The sequence below is a fragment of the Aliirhizobium smilacinae genome, assembly GCF_006335145.1.
Taxonomy (GTDB): Bacteria; Pseudomonadota; Alphaproteobacteria; order Rhizobiales; family Rhizobiaceae; genus Neorhizobium; species Neorhizobium smilacinae.
In genome coordinates this window covers 26792-45894 of sequence record NZ_VDMN01000006.1, presented here as the reverse complement: position 1 = coordinate 45894, position 19103 = coordinate 26792, and the positions used below count along the sequence as shown (strand labels likewise).

At 60.5% G+C, this 19103-nt stretch carries 17 protein-coding genes; 14 read left to right on the top strand and 3 right to left on the bottom strand.

Features of this window, described 5'->3' with window-relative positions; genetic code table 11:
- The first annotated feature begins 48 nt into the window (after window positions 1-48).
- Genes FHP24_RS22025 through mmsB form a run of 4 tightly spaced genes read left to right on the top strand, consistent with a single transcriptional unit; the run spans window position 49 to window position 4467 of the window.
- Window positions 49-936: a branched-chain amino acid ABC transporter permease gene (locus tag FHP24_RS22025; RefSeq protein WP_139678401.1), complete on the top strand. Its 888-nt coding sequence runs from the start codon at window positions 49-51 to the stop codon at window positions 934-936.
- A gap of 1 nt (window position 937) precedes the next feature.
- The gene (locus FHP24_RS22020; protein WP_139678400.1) at window positions 938-1939 is read left to right on the top strand and encodes a branched-chain amino acid ABC transporter permease; all 1002 of its coding nucleotides are present in this window, start codon (window positions 938-940) and stop codon (window positions 1937-1939) included.
- 12 nt (window positions 1940-1951) lie between these two features.
- On the top strand, window positions 1952-3547 hold the full coding sequence (locus tag FHP24_RS22015; protein ID WP_139678399.1) for a GMC family oxidoreductase: 1596 nt from the start codon (window positions 1952-1954) through the stop codon (window positions 3545-3547).
- 32 nt (window positions 3548-3579) lie between these two features.
- Window positions 3580-4467: a 3-hydroxyisobutyrate dehydrogenase gene (mmsB, locus tag FHP24_RS22010; protein ID WP_139678398.1), complete on the top strand. Its 888-nt coding sequence runs from the start codon at window positions 3580-3582 to the stop codon at window positions 4465-4467.
- Window positions 4468-4520: 53 nt separating this feature from the next.
- Here mmsB and FHP24_RS22005 read toward each other — a convergent pair whose 3' ends face one another.
- Entirely contained in the window at window positions 4521-5756 is a 1236-nt protein-coding gene (locus FHP24_RS22005; protein WP_394344656.1) for an ROK family transcriptional regulator, read from the bottom strand.
- A gap of 203 nt (window positions 5757-5959) precedes the next feature.
- Here FHP24_RS22005 and xylF point away from each other — a divergent pair, with 203 nt between their 5' ends.
- The 3 genes from xylF (at window position 5960) to FHP24_RS21990 (ending at window position 9403) form a co-directional block, all read left to right on the top strand.
- The gene (gene xylF / locus FHP24_RS22000) at window positions 5960-7000 is read left to right on the top strand and encodes a D-xylose ABC transporter substrate-binding protein (protein WP_139678397.1); all 1041 of its coding nucleotides are present in this window, start codon (window positions 5960-5962) and stop codon (window positions 6998-7000) included.
- A gap of 274 nt (window positions 7001-7274) precedes the next feature.
- Window positions 7275-8603: a sugar ABC transporter permease gene (locus tag FHP24_RS21995; protein ID WP_139678396.1), complete on the top strand. Its 1329-nt coding sequence runs from the start codon at window positions 7275-7277 to the stop codon at window positions 8601-8603.
- 14 nt (window positions 8604-8617) lie between these two features.
- Complete coding sequence (locus tag FHP24_RS21990; protein ID WP_139678395.1) at window positions 8618-9403, top strand: ATP-binding cassette domain-containing protein; 786 nt, start codon at window positions 8618-8620, stop codon at window positions 9401-9403.
- 62 nt (window positions 9404-9465) lie between these two features.
- Here FHP24_RS21990 and FHP24_RS21985 read toward each other — a convergent pair whose 3' ends face one another.
- The gene (locus FHP24_RS21985) at window positions 9466-10479 is read right to left on the bottom strand and encodes a zinc-binding alcohol dehydrogenase family protein (protein ID WP_139678394.1); all 1014 of its coding nucleotides are present in this window, start codon (window positions 10477-10479) and stop codon (window positions 9466-9468) included.
- Between the two features lie 115 nt (window positions 10480-10594).
- Here FHP24_RS21985 and FHP24_RS21980 point away from each other — a divergent pair, with 115 nt between their 5' ends.
- Window positions 10595-10987, top strand: a complete 393-nt coding sequence (locus FHP24_RS21980; RefSeq protein WP_139678393.1) for a winged helix-turn-helix transcriptional regulator — start codon at window positions 10595-10597, stop codon at window positions 10985-10987.
- 13 nt (window positions 10988-11000) lie between these two features.
- Here the strand turns inward: FHP24_RS21980 and FHP24_RS21975 are convergent, their stop codons facing one another.
- A complete protein-coding gene (locus tag FHP24_RS21975; RefSeq protein WP_139678392.1) occupies window positions 11001-11915 on the bottom strand; it encodes a helix-turn-helix domain-containing protein in 915 nt (304 codons plus the stop codon).
- A 212-nt stretch (window positions 11916-12127) separates the two neighbouring features.
- Between FHP24_RS21975 and FHP24_RS21970 the strand changes: the two genes are divergently transcribed.
- The 6 genes from FHP24_RS21970 to FHP24_RS21945 all read left to right on the top strand — a co-directional run bounded on the left by FHP24_RS21970 (window position 12128) and on the right by FHP24_RS21945 (window position 19068).
- On the top strand, window positions 12128-13009 hold the full coding sequence (locus tag FHP24_RS21970; protein WP_139678391.1) for a carbohydrate ABC transporter permease: 882 nt from the start codon (window positions 12128-12130) through the stop codon (window positions 13007-13009).
- 3 nt (window positions 13010-13012) lie between these two features.
- On the top strand, window positions 13013-13918 hold the full coding sequence (locus tag FHP24_RS21965; RefSeq protein ID WP_139678390.1) for a carbohydrate ABC transporter permease: 906 nt from the start codon (window positions 13013-13015) through the stop codon (window positions 13916-13918).
- A gap of 1 nt (window position 13919) precedes the next feature.
- Window positions 13920-15035 carry an ABC transporter ATP-binding protein gene (locus tag FHP24_RS21960; RefSeq protein ID WP_139678389.1) on the top strand — a complete coding sequence of 372 codons (1116 nt, stop codon included), beginning with the start codon at window positions 13920-13922 and terminating at the stop codon, window positions 15033-15035.
- A gap of 29 nt (window positions 15036-15064) precedes the next feature.
- On the top strand, window positions 15065-16333 hold the full coding sequence (locus FHP24_RS21955; protein ID WP_139678388.1) for an ABC transporter substrate-binding protein: 1269 nt from the start codon (window positions 15065-15067) through the stop codon (window positions 16331-16333).
- Window positions 16334-16399: 66 nt separating this feature from the next.
- On the top strand, window positions 16400-17965 hold the full coding sequence (gene pglA / locus FHP24_RS21950; RefSeq protein ID WP_139678387.1) for a polygalacturonase PglA: 1566 nt from the start codon (window positions 16400-16402) through the stop codon (window positions 17963-17965).
- Entirely contained in the window at window positions 17962-19068 is a 1107-nt protein-coding gene (locus tag FHP24_RS21945) for a glycoside hydrolase family 88/105 protein (RefSeq protein WP_139678386.1), read from the top strand. Before pglA ends, FHP24_RS21945 begins: the two co-directional genes overlap by 4 nt.
- Window positions 19069-19103: the final 35 nt, after the last annotated feature.

Below are 19103 nucleotides of genomic sequence, written 5' to 3'. Positions count from 1 at the left end.
GCAGCGATCTCCGCCTCTCGGACACATCACACGAGGGAGGTCATCGACATGACCATGATCTTCGGCATCCCGCTGCAGGCCTTCATGGGCCAGCTCCTGATCGGCCTGATCAACGGCTCCTTCTACGCGCTCCTGAGCCTTGGCCTCGCGGTCATTTTCGGCCTGTTGCGCGTCATCAACTTCGCCCATGGCGCGCAATATATGCTCGGCGCCTTCGTCGCCATGCTGATGCTGCAGTATTTCGGCATCAACTACTGGTTCGCGCTTATTCTGGCGCCCGTCGTCGTCGGCCTGTTCGGCGCGGTGATCGAGCGCCTGCTGCTGTCGCGGCTTTACGAGCTCGACCATCTTTACGGCCTGCTCTTCACCTTCGGCCTGGCGCTGACGATCGAGGGCACGTTCCGCTATCTCTACGGCTCTTCCGGTCAGCCTTATGCACCGCCGCCGGCACTCACCGGTGCAACAAATCTCGGCTTCATGTTCCTGCCGGTCTATCGCGGCTGGGTGGTGGTCGTCTCACTCATTGCCTGTATCGGCACATGGCTCTTGATCGAAAAGACCAAGCTCGGCGCTTACCTGCGCGCCGCGACCGAGAACCCGACACTGGTACAGGCCTTTGGCGTCAACGTTCCGCTGCTCCTGACGCTGACCTACGCGCTCGGGGCCGGTCTTGCAGCCTTCGCCGGCGTGCTCGCCGCGCCCGTCTATCAGGTCTCGCCGCTGATGGGATCGAACATCATCATCGTTGTTTTCGCCGTGGTCGTGGTCGGCGGCATGGGCTCGATCATGGGCGCCATCCTCACCGGTTACATGCTCGGCATCGCCGAAGGGCTGACCAAGGTCTTTTATCCGGAAGCCTCGAACATCGTGATCTTCGTGATCATGGCGATCGTTCTTCTGATCCGCCCGGCCGGCCTTTTTGGAAAGGACGCGTAAGATGAGCGACGTGATCCACACCACTGCCGCCAAAACCCGCACCGGGCGTTCCGCCACCGCATCGAAAGCCTATGCAGCCTTCCTCGGCATCGGCCTCGTGCTGCTGGTCGTGGCGCCGATGTTCTTCTACCCGATCTTCCTGATGAAGCTGCTCTGCTTCGCGCTTTTCGCCTGCGCCTTCAACCTGCTGCTCGGTTACACGGGCCTCCTGTCCTTCGGTCATGCAACCTTCTTCGGTGGCGCGGCCTATTTCACCGCCCATGTGGTGAAGGAATGGGGGCTTTCACCGGAACTGGGCATATTGACCGGAGCGGCCGGTGCCGCTGCGCTCGGCCTGCTGATGGGTTTCTTCGCCATCCGCCGACAGGGCATCTATTTCGCCATGATCACGCTGGCGCTTTCGCAGATGTTCTTCTTCTTCTGCCTGCAGGCCGGGTTCACCCATGGCGAGGATGGTATCCAGTCCGTACCGCGCGGCCATCTGTTCGGCTTCATCGATCTCGCCAACACGACCAACATGTATTATTTCGTGCTGGCCGTGTTCCTGATCGGCATGATCATCATCTGGCGCTTCATCAACTCGCCCTTCGGCATGATCCTCAAATCGATCCGCGAGAACGAACAGCGCGCCATCTCGCTCGGTTATTCGGTGGCACGCTACAAACTCGGCGCCTTCGTCATGTCGGCAGCGCTTGCGGGTATGGCCGGCGGCACGAAAGCGCTGGTCTTCCAGTTCGCGACGCTGACAGATGTCGGCTGGCAGATGTCCGGTGAAGTCATCCTGATGACACTTCTCGGCGGCATCGGAACCCTGATCGGGCCGATCTTCGGTGCGGGCCTCGTCGTCACACTGCAGAACTATCTGGCAACCTCGCAATTCCCGGTCACCATCATCACCGGCGTCGTCTTCATGGTCTGCGTCCTCCTCTTCCGCCGCGGCCTTATCGGCGAATTTTACGCCTCACGGCTGGGCCGAAAACTCGGCTTCGAGCATCGGCGCTGATCGGCTAGAAACATGGAAACCTACGATTACATCATCATCGGTGCTGGCAGCGCCGGCTGTGTGCTCGCGAACCGTCTCTCGGCGGACAGCCGCAACCGTGTGCTGCTTCTGGAAGCCGGTGGCAACGACAATTACCACTGGGTGCATATCCCCGTCGGTTATCTCTATTGCATCAACAACCCGCGCACCGACTGGTGTTTTGCCACCGAGAAGGAAGAGGGCCTGGGCGGCCGCTCGCTTTCCTATCCGCGCGGAAAACTGCTCGGCGGCTGCTCGTCGATCAACGGCATGATCTACATGCGCGGCCAGTCCCGCGACTACGACCTCTGGCGGCAGATGGGCTGCACCGGCTGGGCCTGGGATGACGTCCTGCCCCTCTTCAAAAAGAGCCAGGATTTCTACAAGGGCGGAGACGAGATGCATGGCGCTGGCGGTGAATGGCGGGTGGAAAAAGCCCGCGTCCGCTGGGCCGTACTCGACGCCTTCCAGAAGGCTGCGGAAGAAGCCGGCATACCCGCGATCGACGATTTCAACCGGGGAGACAATGAAGGCTCCAGCTATTTCGACGTAAACCAGCGCTCCGGCATCCGCTGGAACACCTCGAAAGCCTTTCTGCGTCCGGCCATGAAACGAGCCAACCTTCGCGTTCTCACCAAGGCCCATGTGCGCAGGCTGATCGTCGAAAACGGCGAAGTGAAAGGCGTCGAATTCCAGCATGACGGCGTAACGAAGACGGCACATGCACGACGCGAGACGGTGCTGTCAGCCGGCGCGATCGGCACGCCGCATGTGCTCGAACTGTCCGGCATCGGCCGCGGCGACGTGCTTTCCGGCGCAGGCGTAGAGGTGGTGAAGGAGGTCAGGAATATCGGCGAAAACCTGCAGGATCACCTGCAGCTTCGCCTCGTCTACAAGGTGACGGGCGTCCCGACACTCAACGAAAAGGCCTCACGTCTTTTGGGCAAGGCGGCGATAGGGCTAGAATATGCGCTGAAACGCTCCGGCCCGATGTCCATGGCACCCAGCCAGCTCGGCATCTTCACCCGCTCCGGCCCAGCCAAGGAGACGGCAGACCTCGAATATCACGTCCAGCCCGTTTCGCTCGACAAGTTCGGCGAGCCGGTCCATGCCTTCCCGGCGATGACGGCAAGCGTCTGCAACCTGCGGCCCGAAAGCCGAGGTTCGGTGCATCTGAAAGCACCGGATTTCGCTGCAGCCCCGTCGATCCGGCCGAACTACTTGTCGACCGCCTCCGACCGCGATGTCGCCGTAAGGTCGATCCGCCTCACCCGCGAGATTGTCAGACAACCGGCCTTTGCCCGCTACGATCCGCAGGAATACAGACCCGGCCCGAGCTACGAGACCGATGCGGATCTGGAAAGAGCAGCCGGCGAAATCGGCACGACGATCTTCCACCCGGTCGGCACCGCCCGCATGGGCGCCGATCCCGATAGCGTCGTCGATCCCCGGCTGAAATTGCGCGCACTTGGGCGACTGCGCATCGCCGACGCCTCGATCATGCCGACGATAACATCCGGCAACACCAATTCGCCGACGATCATGATTGCCGAAAAGGCAGCCGAGATGATCCTCGCGGACAATCGCTGACAAGCGGCGCAAGACGAAAGGGAAAAAGCGACATGACCCGGATCGCATTCATCGGCCTCGGCAATATGGGCGGCCCCATGGCCGCAAACCTGGTGAAAGCCGGACATGCGGTCTCCGGCTTCGATCTCTCCGAAGCCTCGGTGAAAGCAGCGGCCGAAGCGGGCGTCGATGCCTCGAAATCCCTTGCAGAAGCCGTACGGGATGCGGAATGCGTCATCACCATGCTGCCCAAGGGCCAGCACGTCGTCTCGGTCTGGACCGATCTTGCCACGCTGGTGACGGAGGGCACGCTTCTTGTCGATTGCTCGACGGTGGATGTGGACAGCGCCCGTCAGGCCCACCGCCTTGCCGGCGTGATGAACTGCCCCTCGCTTGACGCACCGGTTTCCGGCGGCACGACCGGAGCGGCGGCCGGTACGCTGACCTTCATGGTCGGCGGCGCGGAAAGCGCTTTCGCTGCCGGTCGGCCGATCCTTGAGGCGATGGGAAAGAAGATCGTCCATTGCGGCGGCAATGGTGCCGGTCAAGCGGCAAAGATCTGCAACAACATGATCCTCGGCATTTCGATGATCGGCGTCGCAGAAGCCTTCGTGCTGGCGGAAAAACTCGGCCTGTCGCATCAGGCCCTGTTCGATGTCGCCTCCACCTCGTCCGGCCAGTGCTGGTCGCTGACCACCTATTGCCCCGTCCCCGGCCCGGTGCCGACCTCACCTGCCAACAGCGACTACAAGCCGGGTTTTGCCGCAGCCCTGATGCTGAAGGACCTGCTTCTGTCACAGGAAGCGGCAGCACAGTCCGGAGCAAGAACGCCGCTCGGCGCACATGCCGCCGAACTCTACAGGGCGTTTGAAAACGGCGGCCACGGCTCGGAAGATTTTTCCGCCATCATCCGCATGTTGCGACAGACCCAGACCTCATAGCTACCGATGAAAGGAGAGAGCGGCCAGATCACCCTCCCTCTTTTGAGGGGAAGTCATACGGCCAGGCCGGCAACCCCCTGATCGAGAAGTGCAAAGGCGCGGGAAAGATGCCCTTCGAAAACCAGCGAAGGCTCATCCGCCACCACCGTAAGCTCAGGCATTCCACCGAGCCGCACGACATGGCTTTCCGCCAGCCCATCATGCAGCCCACCATCGAGCAGGTCGTAATAACGGGTACCGAGCCCGGTGATAAAAACCGGCATCGGACCATGCAGGCTGATCAGCCGCGACAGGCCGTTGCCCAAAGCAAGCCCAGCCTGCCGGAAAGCGCGGACGGCCTGCCGACCGCCTTGTCTGGCCCGAACAGCGATCTTGTCGACCTCCGCGATCGGCACGAATTTGGCCGGCACCGTATCGGACGGCACTTCGAACGTGCTGCGCAAAATGGCATAAAACCCGGCATAGGCTTCCACGCAACCCCGCGCGCCGCATCGACAGAGGCCACCATCGGCGACATGCAGCATATGCCCGAAATTCGGCGCCGAGATTTCCGCAGGTCCTGACGCAGACGAGCGAGCGATGCCAAGCCCGATACTATGGCCAAGCGACAGCGCCGCCAGCCGTTTTTCACCCGCATAAAAGGGCGCGACCTTCGTCGCCCACCGTTTCTGTTCCCGGTCCATCAGCGCACCGGCGACAAGCAGCGTCTCGTTGTTGAGCACGACCCGCCAGCCCGGCTCCATCGCACGCGAAAAATCCACGGACTGCGCACCGAATACAGGAGACCACATAAGCACTGGCCGTTGCGGATCGACAAGCCCCTTGCTGCTCACCGAGACGAGTAGCAATTGCTCGTTGGCGATACGCGAGCGCGTCAACAGTCGGCGCAGCGCCGACGAAATCTGTGGCAGAAATTGATCAGGACCGCCCTCACCACGTGGCTCGACAAACCGGTCGAGCAGTGTCCCGGCGTAATCGACCAGCGAATATTCTATACTATCGGAAGAAATCACCACCAGCGCCAGATATCCGTAATCCCGCCGCTGGGAAAACAACACACGCGGCCGACCCCGGCCGACGACCGAAAGGCTCTCGCTGCGTTCGATCATGCCCGCCCGCTCGAGATCGGCGGTGATGGCCGAGACCGTCGCGGACGCCAGCCCCGTCGCATCGGAAATTTGCGTATGCGCCATACGGGCGTGCCGCCGCAGCGCCGAAAGCACCAATGCACTGTTCTGCTGACGCACCAGTTCCGGGCTCGATTTGGCCGAGATCGGCACCCGTTCCATTCCTTCCGCGCCTTGTCCGTTTGAGCGACGGAAGCGACGCAACCATAGTCTGCAAAGACCGAATTGACACCTATCAGATTCTCTGCCATCAATTTTCTCGACTGTCGAGAAAAAAGCAAGTGCGACGTTTTCGACGGGCCATCTGGTGGGCAAAAACGGCAATGGAGGTTGCCTCGCCCATCGTCACTCGGGAGGAGGATAAGATGAAAGCTATCACCAAGCTGATGGTCGGGACGGCTATGCTTGTTGCCATGCACGGTGCGGCGATCGCCGCCGATGTCGTGGTCGGCGTGTCCTGGTCGAACTTTCAGGAAGAACGCTGGAAGACCGACGAAGCCGCGATCAAGAAGGCACTGACTGCCGCCGGCGCCAAGTATATTTCCGCCGACGCCCAGTCGTCCGCATCCAAGCAGCTGACCGACGTGGAATCGCTGATCTCGCAGGGCGCAACTGCCCTGATCGTGCTGGCGCAGGACAGCGACGCCATCGGCCCGGCCGTCGAAAAGGCTACGGCCGAAGGCATTCCGGTCGTCGGTTACGACCGCCTGATCGAAAACCCGGACGCCTTCTACATCACCTTCGACAACAAGGAAGTCGGCCGCCTGCAGGCTGAAGGCGTGTTCAAGGTGAAGCCGGAAGGCAATTACGTCTTCATCAAGGGTTCGTCCGCCGATCCGAATGCGGACTTCCTCTTCGCCGGCCAGATGGAAGTGCTGAAGAAAGCCATCGACAGCGGCAAGATCAAGAATGTCGGCGAAGCCTATACCGACGGCTGGAAGCCTGAAAACGCCCAGAAGAACATGGAACAGTTCCTCACCAAGGCGAACAACAAGATCGACGCAGTCGTCGCATCCAACGATGGCACAGCCGGCGGCGCCATTGCAGCACTCGACGCACAGGGTCTTGCGGGTTCCGTGCCGGTTTCCGGCCAGGATGCCGACAAGGCAGCGCTGAACCGCGTGGCTCTCGGCACCCAGACGGTTTCCGTGTGGAAAGACAGCCGCGAACTCGGCAAGAACGCCGCCGAAATCGCCCTTGCGTTGGCCGGTGGCAAGAAGCTGACCGAGATCAAGGGCGTACAGGTGTTCGACGGCGGCCCGAAAAAGCAGAAGATGCAGTCTGTCTTCCTCAAGCCGCAGCCGATCACCAAGGACAACCTCAACCTCGTCATCGATGCCGGCTGGATCACCAAAGCCGAAGCCTGCCAGGGCGTCAAAGCCGGCACGGTCGCCGCCTGCAAGTGAGGTCTTGGTCTACCGGTGACCAACGCTGGGAAGTATTTCGCAACGTTGGTTCTTCGTATTGACGCAAGACCCCTCCCCACCCTCCCCACAAGGGGAGGGCTTAACCCGGCCGCACCGCCACACTTCATTTGAGGCATAGCGGCAACTGCAAGTTTTCTCCCCCCTTGTGGGGGAGATGGCCGGCAGGCCAGAGGGGGTCTTTTCAAGATCCGCCTGACCCGCGCGGCTGGGCCACCACCCCGCCACGCAGACATTCGATGAGGAACGGCAGGATATGGCCGACATGACGCATTCGACGACACCGCACGCATCAGAGACAACCACCACGGCAAGACCGGAGGGCAATCTCGTCGCCCGGTTCTTCCGCGCCACCGAGATCGACACCCGCATGCTGGGCATGATCGGTGCGCTGCTGATCATCTGGATCGGCTTTCATATCCTGACCGGCGGTTTGTTTCTCACCGCCCGCAATCTCTGGAACCTGTCGGTACAGACCGCCTCGGTGGCGGTGATGGCGACCGGCATGGTTCTGGTGATCGTCACCCGCAATATCGACCTGTCGGTCGGCTCCATACTCGGTTTTACCGGCATGATCATGGGCGTACTGCAGGCGCAGTACCTGCCCCAGCTGCTCGGCTTCGATCACCCGGCCATATGGGCCGTCGCCCTGATAGGTGGCATCGTCGTCGGCGGGCTGATCGGCACATTGCAGGGCTTCATCATCGCTTTCCTGTCAGTCCCCTCGTTCATCGTAACGCTCGGCGGCCTGCTTGTGTGGCGCGGCGCCACATGGTTCGTTACCAGCGGCCAGACGGTCGCGCCGATGAACCCGAGCTTTCGCCTGATGGGCGGCGGCGCCGAGGGATCGATCGGCGAGACATGGAGCTGGATCGTCGGCATCGTCGCCTGCCTCGCCATTGTCGCCGCCATCGTCAACGCCCGCCACCAGCGCAAGCGTTTTCACTTCCCCCGTCGCCCGCTCTGGGCCGAATACGTGCTGGCCGGGGTCGGCTTCGTCACCGTCATCGGCGCGGTCATGGTCGCCAATGCTTACTTCTGGCCGATCAACATCGCCCGCCGTTATGCCGAGGCGAACGGCATCCCTTGGCCGGAGGGCGGATTGCAAATCCCGCATGGCATCGCCATTCCGGTGTTGATCGCGATTGCCGCCGGCATCGTCATGACCTTCATCGCCACCCGCCTGCGTTTCGGCCGTTACGTCTTCGCCATCGGCGGCAACCCGGAGGCGGCAGAACTTGCTGGCATCAAGACCCGCTGGGTAACCGTGAAAATCTTCGCCCTGATGGGCGTGCTCTGCGCCATCGCCGCAGCGATCTCCACCGCGCGTCTCAATGCCGCAACCAATGCGCAGGGCGAACTCGACGAACTCTATACCATCGCCGCAGCCGTCATCGGCGGCACATCGCTCGGCGGTGGATTGGGCACCATTGCGGGCGCCATGCTCGGCGCCCTCGTCATGCAGTCGCTGCAGTCCGGCATGGTCCTGCTCGGCATCGATACGCCATTCCAGCGCATCGTCGTCGGCATTGTGCTCGTCACCGCGGTGTGGCTCGACACCGTTTATCGCGCCAGAGCCAAGTAAGAGGAGATTCCATCGTGACGGACCAGAACATTCCGCTCGTGGAAATGAAGGACATTTCCATCTCCTTCGGCGGCATCCATGCAGTCGAGAAGGCCACAATCGATCTGTTCCCCGGCGAAGTCGTCGCCGTGCTCGGCCATAACGGCGCTGGAAAATCGACGCTGATCAAGGTCCTATCCGGCGCCTATAGGAGGGACGGCGGCGACATCCTCATCAACGGCGAAGCTGCCGAGATCAGGAACCCGCGCGACGCCAAAAAATACGGTATCGAGACGATCTACCAGACGCTGGCAGTCGCCGATAATGTCGATGCCGCCGCCAATCTCTATCTCGGCCGCGAGCTGCGCACCAAATGGGGCACGCTTGACGACGTGGCGATGGAGGCCAATACCCGCGAAGTGATGGGCCGGCTGAACCCGAATTTCCGGCGTTTCAAGGAACCGGTCAAGGCGCTCTCCGGCGGCCAGCGGCAATCGGTGGCGATCGCCCGAGCCATCCTGTTCGACGCCCGCATCCTGATCATGGACGAGCCGACGGCAGCACTCGGGCCGCAGGAAACCGCGCAGGTCGGCGATCTCATCAAGCAGCTGAAACGCGAAGGCATCGGCATCTTCCTGATCAGCCACGACATCCACGATGTCTTCGACCTTGCCGACCGGGTTTTCGTGATGAAGAACGGCAAGATTGTCGGCCATGCCCGCACGCAGGATGTCACCAAAGACGAAGTGCTTGGCATGATTATCCTTGGGAAGGTGCCGCCCGGCGCCGTTCCCGGACCGGGCGCGATGAAAGTCGCTTAATTTTCGTCCAAAAGGCAGCAGGCGGACCGGATGGACCGGCCCGCCTGCTGCATCTTATCGTGTCAGAACCCTTCCAGCACGACCTTGCCTTTGGTCTTGCCGCTTTCGATCCCCGCATGCGCCTTCTTCAGGTTTGCGGCGTTGATCGGCGAAAGTGTCTCGGTCACAGTCGTGCGGATCTTCCCCTCGTCAACCAGTCGCGAGACCTCGTTGAGCAGCTTGCCTTGCTCGGCAATATCGGCGGTCTCGAAGATCGAGCGCGTGAACATCAGTTCCCAGTGAATGGAAACGGCTTTCCGCTTGAAACCGAGAACATCGAGGCTTTCGGGATCATCGATCAGCCCGAACCGGCCCTGTGGCGCGATCAATTTGATGATCTCCTTCAGATGACGGTGCGTCTCGGTCGTGGAGAAAACGAAGGCGGGCGCGCCGATGCCGAGTGCTGCAACCTGTTCCGCGATCGGCTTCGAGTGGTCGATCACGTGATGGGCACCGAGCGTCTTCACCCAGTCCTGCGTTTCGGGCCTTGAGGCGGTGGCGATCACCGTCACATCGGTCAGCGCCCGCACGAGCTGGATGGCAATCGACCCCACACCACCCGCGCCGCCGATGATGACGATCGCATTGGCGGCACCGGAAACCGGCTTGCGGATATCCAGCCGGTCGAACAACATTTCCCAGGCCGTGATCGCCGTCAGCGGCAGGGCTGCGGCTTCCGCATTCGAGAGCCTTTTTGGCCTCGTCCCGACGATACGTTCGTCGACGAGATGAAACTGGCTGTTGGCACCGGGGCGGATCAGCGAGCCGGCGTAAAACACCTCATCACCTACCTCAAAGCCCTTCGCCTCAGGCCCGGTCTCGACCACCTTGCCGACAGCATCCCAGCCGAGCACCTTCCACTGGCCGGCTTCGGCGTTGACCCCTTTGCGGATCTTCGTATCGACCGGGTTGACGGAAATGGCTTCGACTTCAACGAGAATATCCCGGCCGCCCGGCACCGGGCGCGGAAGCTCGATATCCTGGAGGGCGTCGTGGCGCTCGATTGTACCGGCTTCTCTGTATCCGATGGCTTTCATGATCTGCTCCTTGCATGAACGAATGGGCGTCGATTGATGTGGAGCTAAAATGGGCTATATTCGATAATCGACAATACGCACAAAAATCGCACGTAGTATCAAAAAGGATACTGTTATGGCTAAAGCCCGCCACTCTCGTTTCGATTGCTCTCCCGGCTGTTCTGTGGAAGCCGCGATCGGCCTCATCGACGGCAAGTGGAAGTCGGTCGTGCTTTTCCACCTTCTCTCGGGAACCCTGCGCTTCAACGAGATCCGCAGGCATATCGTCAACGTCACTCCGCGCATGCTCACCAACCAGCTACGCGAACTGGAAGACGATGGCCTGATTGTGCGCAAGGTCTACGCCCAGGTACCGCCAAAGGTGGAATACAGCCTTTCTGAGCTTGGCCGCAGCATGGAGCCGATCCTGCTGGCGCTGAAACTCTGGGGAGACGCCAATATCGGCCTCTACGGAAAGCCGCACGGCGTCGATCCCCGCGAACCGAAGTCAGGCGATCTCGCCGCGTAATGAGCGATATGCTTCAGGCAGAATCGAGCCCCATCAACCTGATCTGTTCGGCCTCGTCGAAGCGAAGCAATCCGCCATTGCGGTTCCGTTTCACCCGGTTGACGTGAGCGCGCGGGCTGACCCCGGTCACACGCTTGAACATGCGCGAGAAATAATAGGGATCGCCGTAACCGACCTCGACCGCCGCATTTGCCACCGGCATCCCCGCCTCGAGCAGATGCATGGCGCGCTCCATCCGTTTCTGCTCCTGGTATTTGCGTGGCGTGTGCCCGACTCGCTTCTTGAACTCGCGCAGGAAATAGTCGGCGTTGAACGGGGATGCATCGACGGCCTGTTCCGCGATATCCGGGTCGAGAGGGTTGGCCGAAATCATCGCGGCCGCCTTCATGATGGCAAGGTCCAGCGCATCGGTGCCCTCGGTCTGATATGTCGCACTGTCATGCCAGCCGATGAAGGCATCCTCGATATAGGCGATCAGCAGATACATGAACAGGTGATGCTGGCTGAGCGTCAGCGACGAAGGCGGCGCCGTCTGGCGATATTGTCGCACCAGCGGCTCCAGTAGCGGCCATTTCTTCAGATGGACATGAGGACGCAGTTCCATCTGTGCGATCAGGTCATGCTTGCCGTAGATATCGAGCGTGAAATGCTGGGCAATGCCCCTGTACATCGTCGTTCCGCGGTTCCAGCCGCGGAAACGCTGCCCCCGCCGGATCAGCATTGCATCCCCCGGCTCCATGATCCGACGCTCGCCTTCGATCACATAATGACCGCTGCCCTCCAGACAGATGATGAAGTCCTCGACCGGGTTGGTTTTGTCGATCCGCCAGGTCCGCGAATGCTCCATTTTAATGGTGGCGCGGGTGAGTTTCAGCGCCAGCGCCGAGGGCGCGATGCTGGAGAGAATTCCACCTTCGATTTCGTCCATCTTTTTTCCCGTGTTTGTTCATTCATTCTCGGCCTAAAATGAAATTATGTCACGTTAAATACTGGAGGAGTGACGGAATTGACGATTGTTCAGACTTCCAGCTAAGCCACTGACGCATAACAGCCTTGCACATATTGGCTGGAGGAGGAATTTGATTTGCACAAAAATGTATTTCTCATAACCGGGTGTGATTTGCCCGTTGGGGGCGTCACATGAGGGCGCAACGTTTCCTGGGTTACGCCTATCTGGCCCCCTATTTGATCGGCCTCATTATTTTCACGGCCATTCCTTTTTTGACTTCGCTTTATCTCAGCTTCACCAGCTACGATCTGATGAGCAGCCCGCAATGGACCGGGCTGTCCAATTACACGCGCTTGTTCACCCGTGACCGCACCTTCGAGAAATCGCTGAGCGTCACGTTGCTTTATGTATTTTCAACGGTGCCGCTGAAGCTCGCCTTCGCGCTCTTCATCGCGGCCATCCTGAACTACAAGATCAGGTTCATTAATATCTTTAGGACGGCATTTTACGTTCCGTCGATCCTCGGCGGATCGATCGCCATCGCAGTTCTGTGGCGTTACCTTTTCTCCACCGAAGGCCTCGTCAACATGGCGCTTGCCGGCCTCGGCTTTTCGGCGGTGGACTGGTTCGGCGATCCGACCAATGCACTGTTCACCATCACATTGCTGCGCTGCTGGCAGTTCGGCTCTGCCATGGTGATCTTCCTGGCGGCCCTGCAGTCGATCGACAAGTCGCTCTATGAAGCAGCCGCAATCGACGGTGCAGGCAAGGTCATGACGTTCTTCTTCGTGACACTGCCGCTGCTGACACCGGTGATCTTCTTCAACCTGGTCATGCAGATGGTCCAGGCATTCCAGGAGTTCAACGGCCCCTACATCATCACGCAGGGCGGACCGCTGAAATACACCTATCTCCTGCCCCTCTACATCTACGAGGAGGCATTCAAGAAGTTCAACATGGGCTACGCCTCTGCAATTGCCTGGGTGCTCTTCGCCATCATCATGGTCCTCACCCTCGTGGCCTTCTGGTCCTCGAAGAAGTGGGTCTATTACGCCGGCGACAAGAGGAGCTAAGCCATGACCGATATTTCCTTGGCCAAAACCTCGGCCCGCACATTGGACGAAGCCGCCGCAGCCAGGCGCGCCCGCATGCATCTCATGTCATCGGTTATCCGCTACGCACTTCTCTTTGCGGTCGGCTTCCTGATGCTCTATCCGCTGATCTGGCTGGTCGGCGCCAGCTTCAAGACGAATTCGGAAATCTTCTCCGGTGCAGGCTTCCTGCCGCAAAGCCCGACGGTGGAAGGCTATGTGCAGGGCTGGCAGACTTCCACGCCCTATACGTTCGGCCGCTTCTTCTGGAATTCGTTCCTGATCATTCTGCCGAAAGTCATTGGCACGGCCATCTCCTGCACCATGGTGGCCTACGCGTTTGCCCGCTTCGACTTCCCATTCAAGAAGATCCTGTTCGGATCGGTCATCGCCGTCCTGCTTCTGCCGAACGTCGTCACCCGCATTCCGCAATACATCCTCTTCAGGGATCTCGGCTGGCTGGACAGTTTCCTGCCGCTCTGGGTGCCCTCGGCACTCGCCGGCGACGCTTTCTTCGTCTTCATGCTGGTGCAGTTCCTGCGCTCGCTGCCGACGGACATGGAAGAGGCTGCCCGCGTCGATGGCGCAAACAGCCTGCAGACACTGGTCTTCATCGTCGTTCCCATGCTTGGCCCGGCGCTGGTCTCGGTCTGCCTGTTCCAGTTCATGTGGACGATGAACGACTTCCTCGGACCCCTGATCTACATCTCGTCCGTCGACAAATACCCCGTGAGCCTCGCGCTCAAACTATCAATCGATACCACCGAAGCCTTCGAGTGGAACCGCATCCTGGCGATGTCGGTGCTCACCATCACACCGGCGCTTGTCGTGTTTTTCGTGGCGCAACGCTACTTCATCGAAGGAATCTCTGCGGGAGGCAGGAAGGGCTGACATGGCATACGTACAATTGAAAAACCTCGAGAAAGTCTACAACAACACCAACAAGGTCGTTCACGGTCTCAGCCTCGATATCAAGGATGGAGAGTTCATGGTGTTCGTCGGTCCGTCCGGCTGCGCCAAGTCCACCACGCTTCGCATGATCGCCGGCTTGGAAGAAATTACCGCTGGCGACATCATCATCGGCGATCAGCGGGTCAACGACCTGTCGCCGAGCAAGCGGCAGATCGCGATGGTGTTCCAGAACTATGCGCTCTATCCGCATATGAAGGTGCGCGGCAATCTCTCTTTCGGTCTGCGCATCGCCGGCCGCCCGAAGGCCGAAATCGAGGCAGCAGTCGAAAAAGTCGCTGCCATTCTCGAAATCGAACCGCTGCTCGATCGCCTGCCGAAACAGCTGTCGGGCGGACAGGCCCAGCGTGTCGCGCTCGGCCGCGCACTGATCAAGAACCCCGGCGTCTTCCTCTTCGACGAGCCGCTGTCGAACCTCGACGCCAAGCTGCGCGCTTCGATGCGCGTGCGCATTACCGACCTGCACCGACAGCTCAAGGCGGAAGGGAATTCGCCGACCGTCGTTTACGTCACCCACGACCAGACCGAAGCCATGACCATGGGTGATCGGATCTGCGTCATGCAGGCCGGCCGCATCATGCAGGTCGCCACGCCGAAGGAACTCTACAACGCACCGGCCAACCTGTTTGTCGCTGGCTTCATCGGCACGCCGGAAATGAACCTTGTCGAGGGAGCAATGGAAGGCGGTGACTTCGTCGTCGGCAGCCAGCGTCTGGCGATGGGCAGCGATCTTTCCGGTCGGCTTTCCAGCCAACCCGCGGATGCCGTTCTCGGCATCCGTCCGCAGCAGTTCTCGCTGGTGGCGCAAGGCCCGGCACTCGAGGCCAAGCTGGTCCATGCGGAATTCATGGGTCACGAAGTCTACATGCACGCGGACTGCGAAGGCCGCAGGCTGGTGAGTGTGGTCGGCGCAGCAGAATTCGAGGCGCGGGGGCAATCCGACGTGATCCGCCTGCGCCCCGACCCGAAAACATTGCACGTTTTCGACAAGTCAGACGGCCGTAACGTTTCGCTGCATGGAGGCAGCATTGCGGCATAACCAGATACAGCCAATTTGAGGAGGCACATATGAAAAACCTATTGAAATCATCCATCGTTCTGGCCGGTACGGCACTTGCGGTCATCGCAATGGCGCCATCGGCGGGAGCCGCGGAATTGCGCATGTCGTGGTGGGGCGGGGACAGCCGCCACGTCGCAACGCAAAAGGCCATCGCCGCCTGCGGCGCCAAATACGGACACACCGTAAAAGGCGAATTCACCGGCTTCGACGGCTATCTGGAAAAGCTGACCACCCAAATGGCAGGCAAGACGGAAGCCGATATCATCCAGGTCAACTGGCCTTGGCTGCCCTTGTTCTCCAAGAACGGCAATGGCTTTGCCGATCTGCGTGCGTTGAAGGGCCTCGATCTTTCGAACTGGACAGAGGCCGATCTTGCCTCCGGCTCGACGAACGGCGTGCTGCAGGGCCTGTCGGTCTCCACATCCGGTCGCGTCTTCTTCTTCAACACGACGACGCTTGAAAAGGCCGGTGTAGCCGTACCGACCACCTGGGATGAATTCTTTGCCATGACCAAAACGGTCAAGGAGAAACTCGGCCCGGATTATTACACATTCAACGCGGTCAAGGAGACGGCGCATCTTCTGATGACGCTGGCCGTGACGCAGGCAACCGGCAAGGGCATGGTGGACCCGAAGACCAACCGCGTCGCCTGGACGCCTGAAGAACTGGAAGCCGGCATCAGCTTCCTCGGCAAGCTGGTGGAAACCGGCGCGATCCGCTCGCAGAAGCAGGAAGCGGCTGACGGCAACGTCAACCTCTTCGAAAAGCCGGCATGGTCGGAAGGCAAGATCGCAGGCTCCTACGAATGGGACTCCACCTATTCGAAATACGCCGATCCGCTGAAGGAAGGTCAGGTTCTGAAGCCGGTGCCGATGCTGAAGATGACCAATGGCAAGAGCGAAGGCGTCTTCCGCAAGCCGTCGATGGTGTTCTCCATCTCGAAGAACTCCAAGAACCCGGAAGCAGCAGCCCAGATTACCAATTGCCTGCTGAACGAGCCGGAAGGCATCGATATTCTCGGCACCTCGCGTGGCATTCCTGCTTCCAAGGCAGCGATGGCACGGCTGACGAATGCGGGTGAGCCGGAAGTCCGCGCCGCCAATGCCATCGTCATGGCCTCGGAAGGCCCGACGATTTCGCCCTTCGACGAAAACCCGGTCATCCGCGGCATCATCATCGATACGCTCGAAGAATATGCCTACGACCAGATCGATGCGAAGGCCGCTGCCGAACAGATCATCGATGGCGTGAACGACGCGCTGGCCAAGTTCGACTAAGCGCAGATGACGCTTATCACCCGGCCTCAAAACAGGCCGGGTGATTGATAAATCAAGAGAGAAACGATGAACAAAGCCATTTCAGTTGCGATCTCCGCACGGATCGCGGCCATAAGGTTGGCTGTGCCCGGCGCACGTTATGCCCTGCCGCACCCCTTGCCCTGGCAGCTGCTACGCAACGGGGAACACGAACCGGTACAGCAGGGAACGACAACCAGCGTCGTCACCCTTCTGGATACCCTTTATCCGGCCACGGATTACCGCTTCGAGGTAGAAGGTTTCGAGCCACTTTCATTCCGGACCCGCGATTGCGCCGGACTTGTACGGGCAATCGACTACGGCCTCGTTCAGGATGCGGCCTTGTCCGACCTTGGCGCAGCGCGCTCGAATGCCGATGCCCTCGCAAAGGCGCTCGCAGATACGCCCTCGGGCGGCACACTTTATCTTGGCCCCGGGATCTGGACCACCTTTCCGCTCAGGCTGCGAAGCGATTTGACGCTGCATCTTGCCGAAGGCGCGATACTTCGCGCACCGAGCGTCCGAGACGGCTGGCCGATCCTTCCGGCACGCGGTGACGATGGTCGCATGCTGGGCAGCTGGGAAGGCCTACCCGATGCCTGCTTTGCCGCCCCCGTTCACGCCATCGGCGCCGAACGTCTTATCATCGAAGGAAAAGGCATCCTCGACGGTTCCGGCAATGCCGGCGACTGGTGGACATGGCCGAAGGAAACCCGCGACGGCGCTCGCCGGCCGCGCGGCCTGCACCTGATCGACGGCAAGGAAACGCTTCTTCTCGGCTTCACCATCCGCAATGCACCGTCATGGACCGTCCACCCGCAGGGATGCGACGGACTGGCTGCGGTAGCACTGCATATCCAGGCACCCCATGACAGCCCCAATACCGACGGTTTCGACCCCGAAGGCTGCAAGAATGTGACCGTCGAAGGCGTGCGCTTTTCCGTCGGCGACGATTGCATCGCCATCAAGGCCGGCAAGCGCGGTAACAAGGGTGAAGCCGATCATTTGAGCGAAACCCGCGGCGTCACTATCCGTCATTGCCTGATGGAACGTGGCCATGGCGGCGTGGTCATCGGTTCGGAAATGTCCGGCGGCGTTCACGACGTCACGGTCGAGGACTGCGAGATGATCGGCACCGATCGTGGCCTGCGCGTGAAGACCCGCCGTGGTCGTGGTGGCGGGATCACCAACATTTCCATGCGCCGGGTCAAGATGGACGGCGTGCTTGTGACGCTTTCGGCCAACGTCCATTATTTCTGCGATGCGGACGGCCATGACGACTGGGTACAGTCGAGAGAGCCGGCACCGGTCGTCGAAGGCACGCCGCATATCGACGGCATCTTCGTCGAAGACGTGGATGTCTATGGTCTCGCGCTCGCCGCAGGCGTCTTTCTCGGCCTGCCGGAAATGCCGGTTCGCAACATCCGTATCCGCGGCCTGCGCATCCATTCCACCGACCCGGCGGCTATTGCGGCCCCTGCGATCATGGCTGACGGCGTGCGGCCGATGCGTCACGAAAATATCCTCTGCGAACATGCGCAGATCGATTGCGACGACGCGAGCCTCCTCTCTCCCGATCCTATTTCTCTCCCCAACCTACTGGCACCCCGATGAAACCTACCGACTATTTCGACCAATTCTGCACTCGCTACCAGGCCTATAAAAAGGGCTCCTGGTGCTACGAAGACGGCTGCATCTATCGCGGGTTGGAACTGCTCTATCAAGCTACCGGCGAGCAGCGCTGGCTCGACCACATTCTACGGCTGATAACGCCGCAGGTCGGCCCTGACGGAAGCCTTGCGGGCTACACCCCGGAAGAGTTCAACATCGATAACATCCTGCCCGGACGCGCGCTGATCTTCCTCGACCGCGAGACCGGCGATCCCCGCTACATGGCGGCCGCACGCCGCCTGATCGGGCAGCTCGATGGACATCCGCGCATTCCGGCCGGCAACTACTGGCACAAGAAACGTTATCCCTCACAGCTATGGCTGGACGGGCTCTATATGGGCCTGCCCTTCCAGGTCGAATATGCGATTGCCTCCGGCGAAGCGCCGCGGATCTCCGACGCCCTCCAGCAGATGGCAACAGCCCTCGCGCTGACACAGGTCGGTAACGGGCTCTATGTCCATGCTTACGACGACAGCGGCGCGGAAAAATGGGCTGATCCGGTCACCGGCAAATCTCCGGCAGTCTGGTCTCGTGCCATGGGCTGGCTGGTCATGGCGCTGGTCGATATCCTTGCCGTTATCCCCGCAGATAAGGCTTCAGCGACACTGAGAAAACAGACGCGCGCCATTCTTCTGGCGCTCGCCGAACGCCAGCAGGCATCAGGGCTATGGCCACAGGTTCTCGATGCGCGGGATCTTGCCGGAAACTACGACGAAACCTCGGCATCGGCTATGTTCGCCTATGCCCTGTTGCGGGCGGAACGAATGGATCTGGTGGCGGCGGAAGAGGCGCCGAAGATCCGCGCATCTGGTCAGAAGGCAGCCGAAGCCCTTATCGACAGCCGTCTTGTTGAAGAAAACGGCGAAACCCGCCTCGTCGGAATTTGCCAGGTGGCAGGCCTTGGCCCCTTCGAGGGCCGGTATCGCGACGGCTCGCCTCCCTATTACCTGACGGAAGCGGTCGTGGCCGATGACGCCAAGGGGGTCGGTCCGTTCATGATGGCCTATGCCGAAGCCACTCTGGCGATCCGGGCAAAGGCCGCCTGATTTTTTACGTTGACGCGCCGTGTATCCTCGGAATT

Excerpts from the sequence above, each read along its gene's own strand:
- FHP24_RS22015 (WP_139678399.1), top strand. The coding sequence starts at position 1,952 with ATGGAAACCTACGATTACATCATCATCGGTGCTGGCAGCGCCGGCTGT.
- FHP24_RS21985 (WP_139678394.1), bottom strand. The coding sequence starts at position 10,479 with ATGAAAGCCATCGGATACAGAGAAGCCGGTACAATCGAGCGCCACGAC.
- FHP24_RS21970 (WP_139678391.1), top strand. The coding sequence starts at position 12,128 with ATGAGGGCGCAACGTTTCCTGGGTTACGCCTATCTGGCCCCCTATTTG.
- FHP24_RS21960 (WP_139678389.1), top strand. The coding sequence starts at position 13,920 with ATGGCATACGTACAATTGAAAAACCTCGAGAAAGTCTACAACAACACC.
- mmsB (WP_139678398.1), top strand. The coding sequence starts at position 3,580 with ATGACCCGGATCGCATTCATCGGCCTCGGCAATATGGGCGGCCCCATG.
- FHP24_RS22005 (WP_394344656.1), bottom strand. The coding sequence starts at position 5,756 with ATGGAACGGGTGCCGATCTCGGCCAAATCGAGCCCGGAACTGGTGCGT.
- FHP24_RS21995 (WP_139678396.1), top strand. The coding sequence starts at position 7,275 with ATGGCCGACATGACGCATTCGACGACACCGCACGCATCAGAGACAACC.
- FHP24_RS21965 (WP_139678390.1), top strand. The coding sequence starts at position 13,013 with ATGACCGATATTTCCTTGGCCAAAACCTCGGCCCGCACATTGGACGAA.
- FHP24_RS22020 (WP_139678400.1), top strand. The coding sequence starts at position 938 with ATGAGCGACGTGATCCACACCACTGCCGCCAAAACCCGCACCGGGCGT.
- FHP24_RS21955 (WP_139678388.1), top strand. The coding sequence starts at position 15,065 with ATGAAAAACCTATTGAAATCATCCATCGTTCTGGCCGGTACGGCACTT.
- FHP24_RS21980 (WP_139678393.1), top strand. The coding sequence starts at position 10,595 with ATGGCTAAAGCCCGCCACTCTCGTTTCGATTGCTCTCCCGGCTGTTCT.
- FHP24_RS21945 (WP_139678386.1), top strand. The coding sequence starts at position 17,962 with ATGAAACCTACCGACTATTTCGACCAATTCTGCACTCGCTACCAGGCC.
- FHP24_RS21975 (WP_139678392.1), bottom strand. The coding sequence starts at position 11,915 with ATGGACGAAATCGAAGGTGGAATTCTCTCCAGCATCGCGCCCTCGGCG.
- xylF (WP_139678397.1), top strand. The coding sequence starts at position 5,960 with ATGAAAGCTATCACCAAGCTGATGGTCGGGACGGCTATGCTTGTTGCC.
- FHP24_RS22025 (WP_139678401.1), top strand. The coding sequence starts at position 49 with ATGACCATGATCTTCGGCATCCCGCTGCAGGCCTTCATGGGCCAGCTC.
- pglA (WP_139678387.1), top strand. The coding sequence starts at position 16,400 with ATGAACAAAGCCATTTCAGTTGCGATCTCCGCACGGATCGCGGCCATA.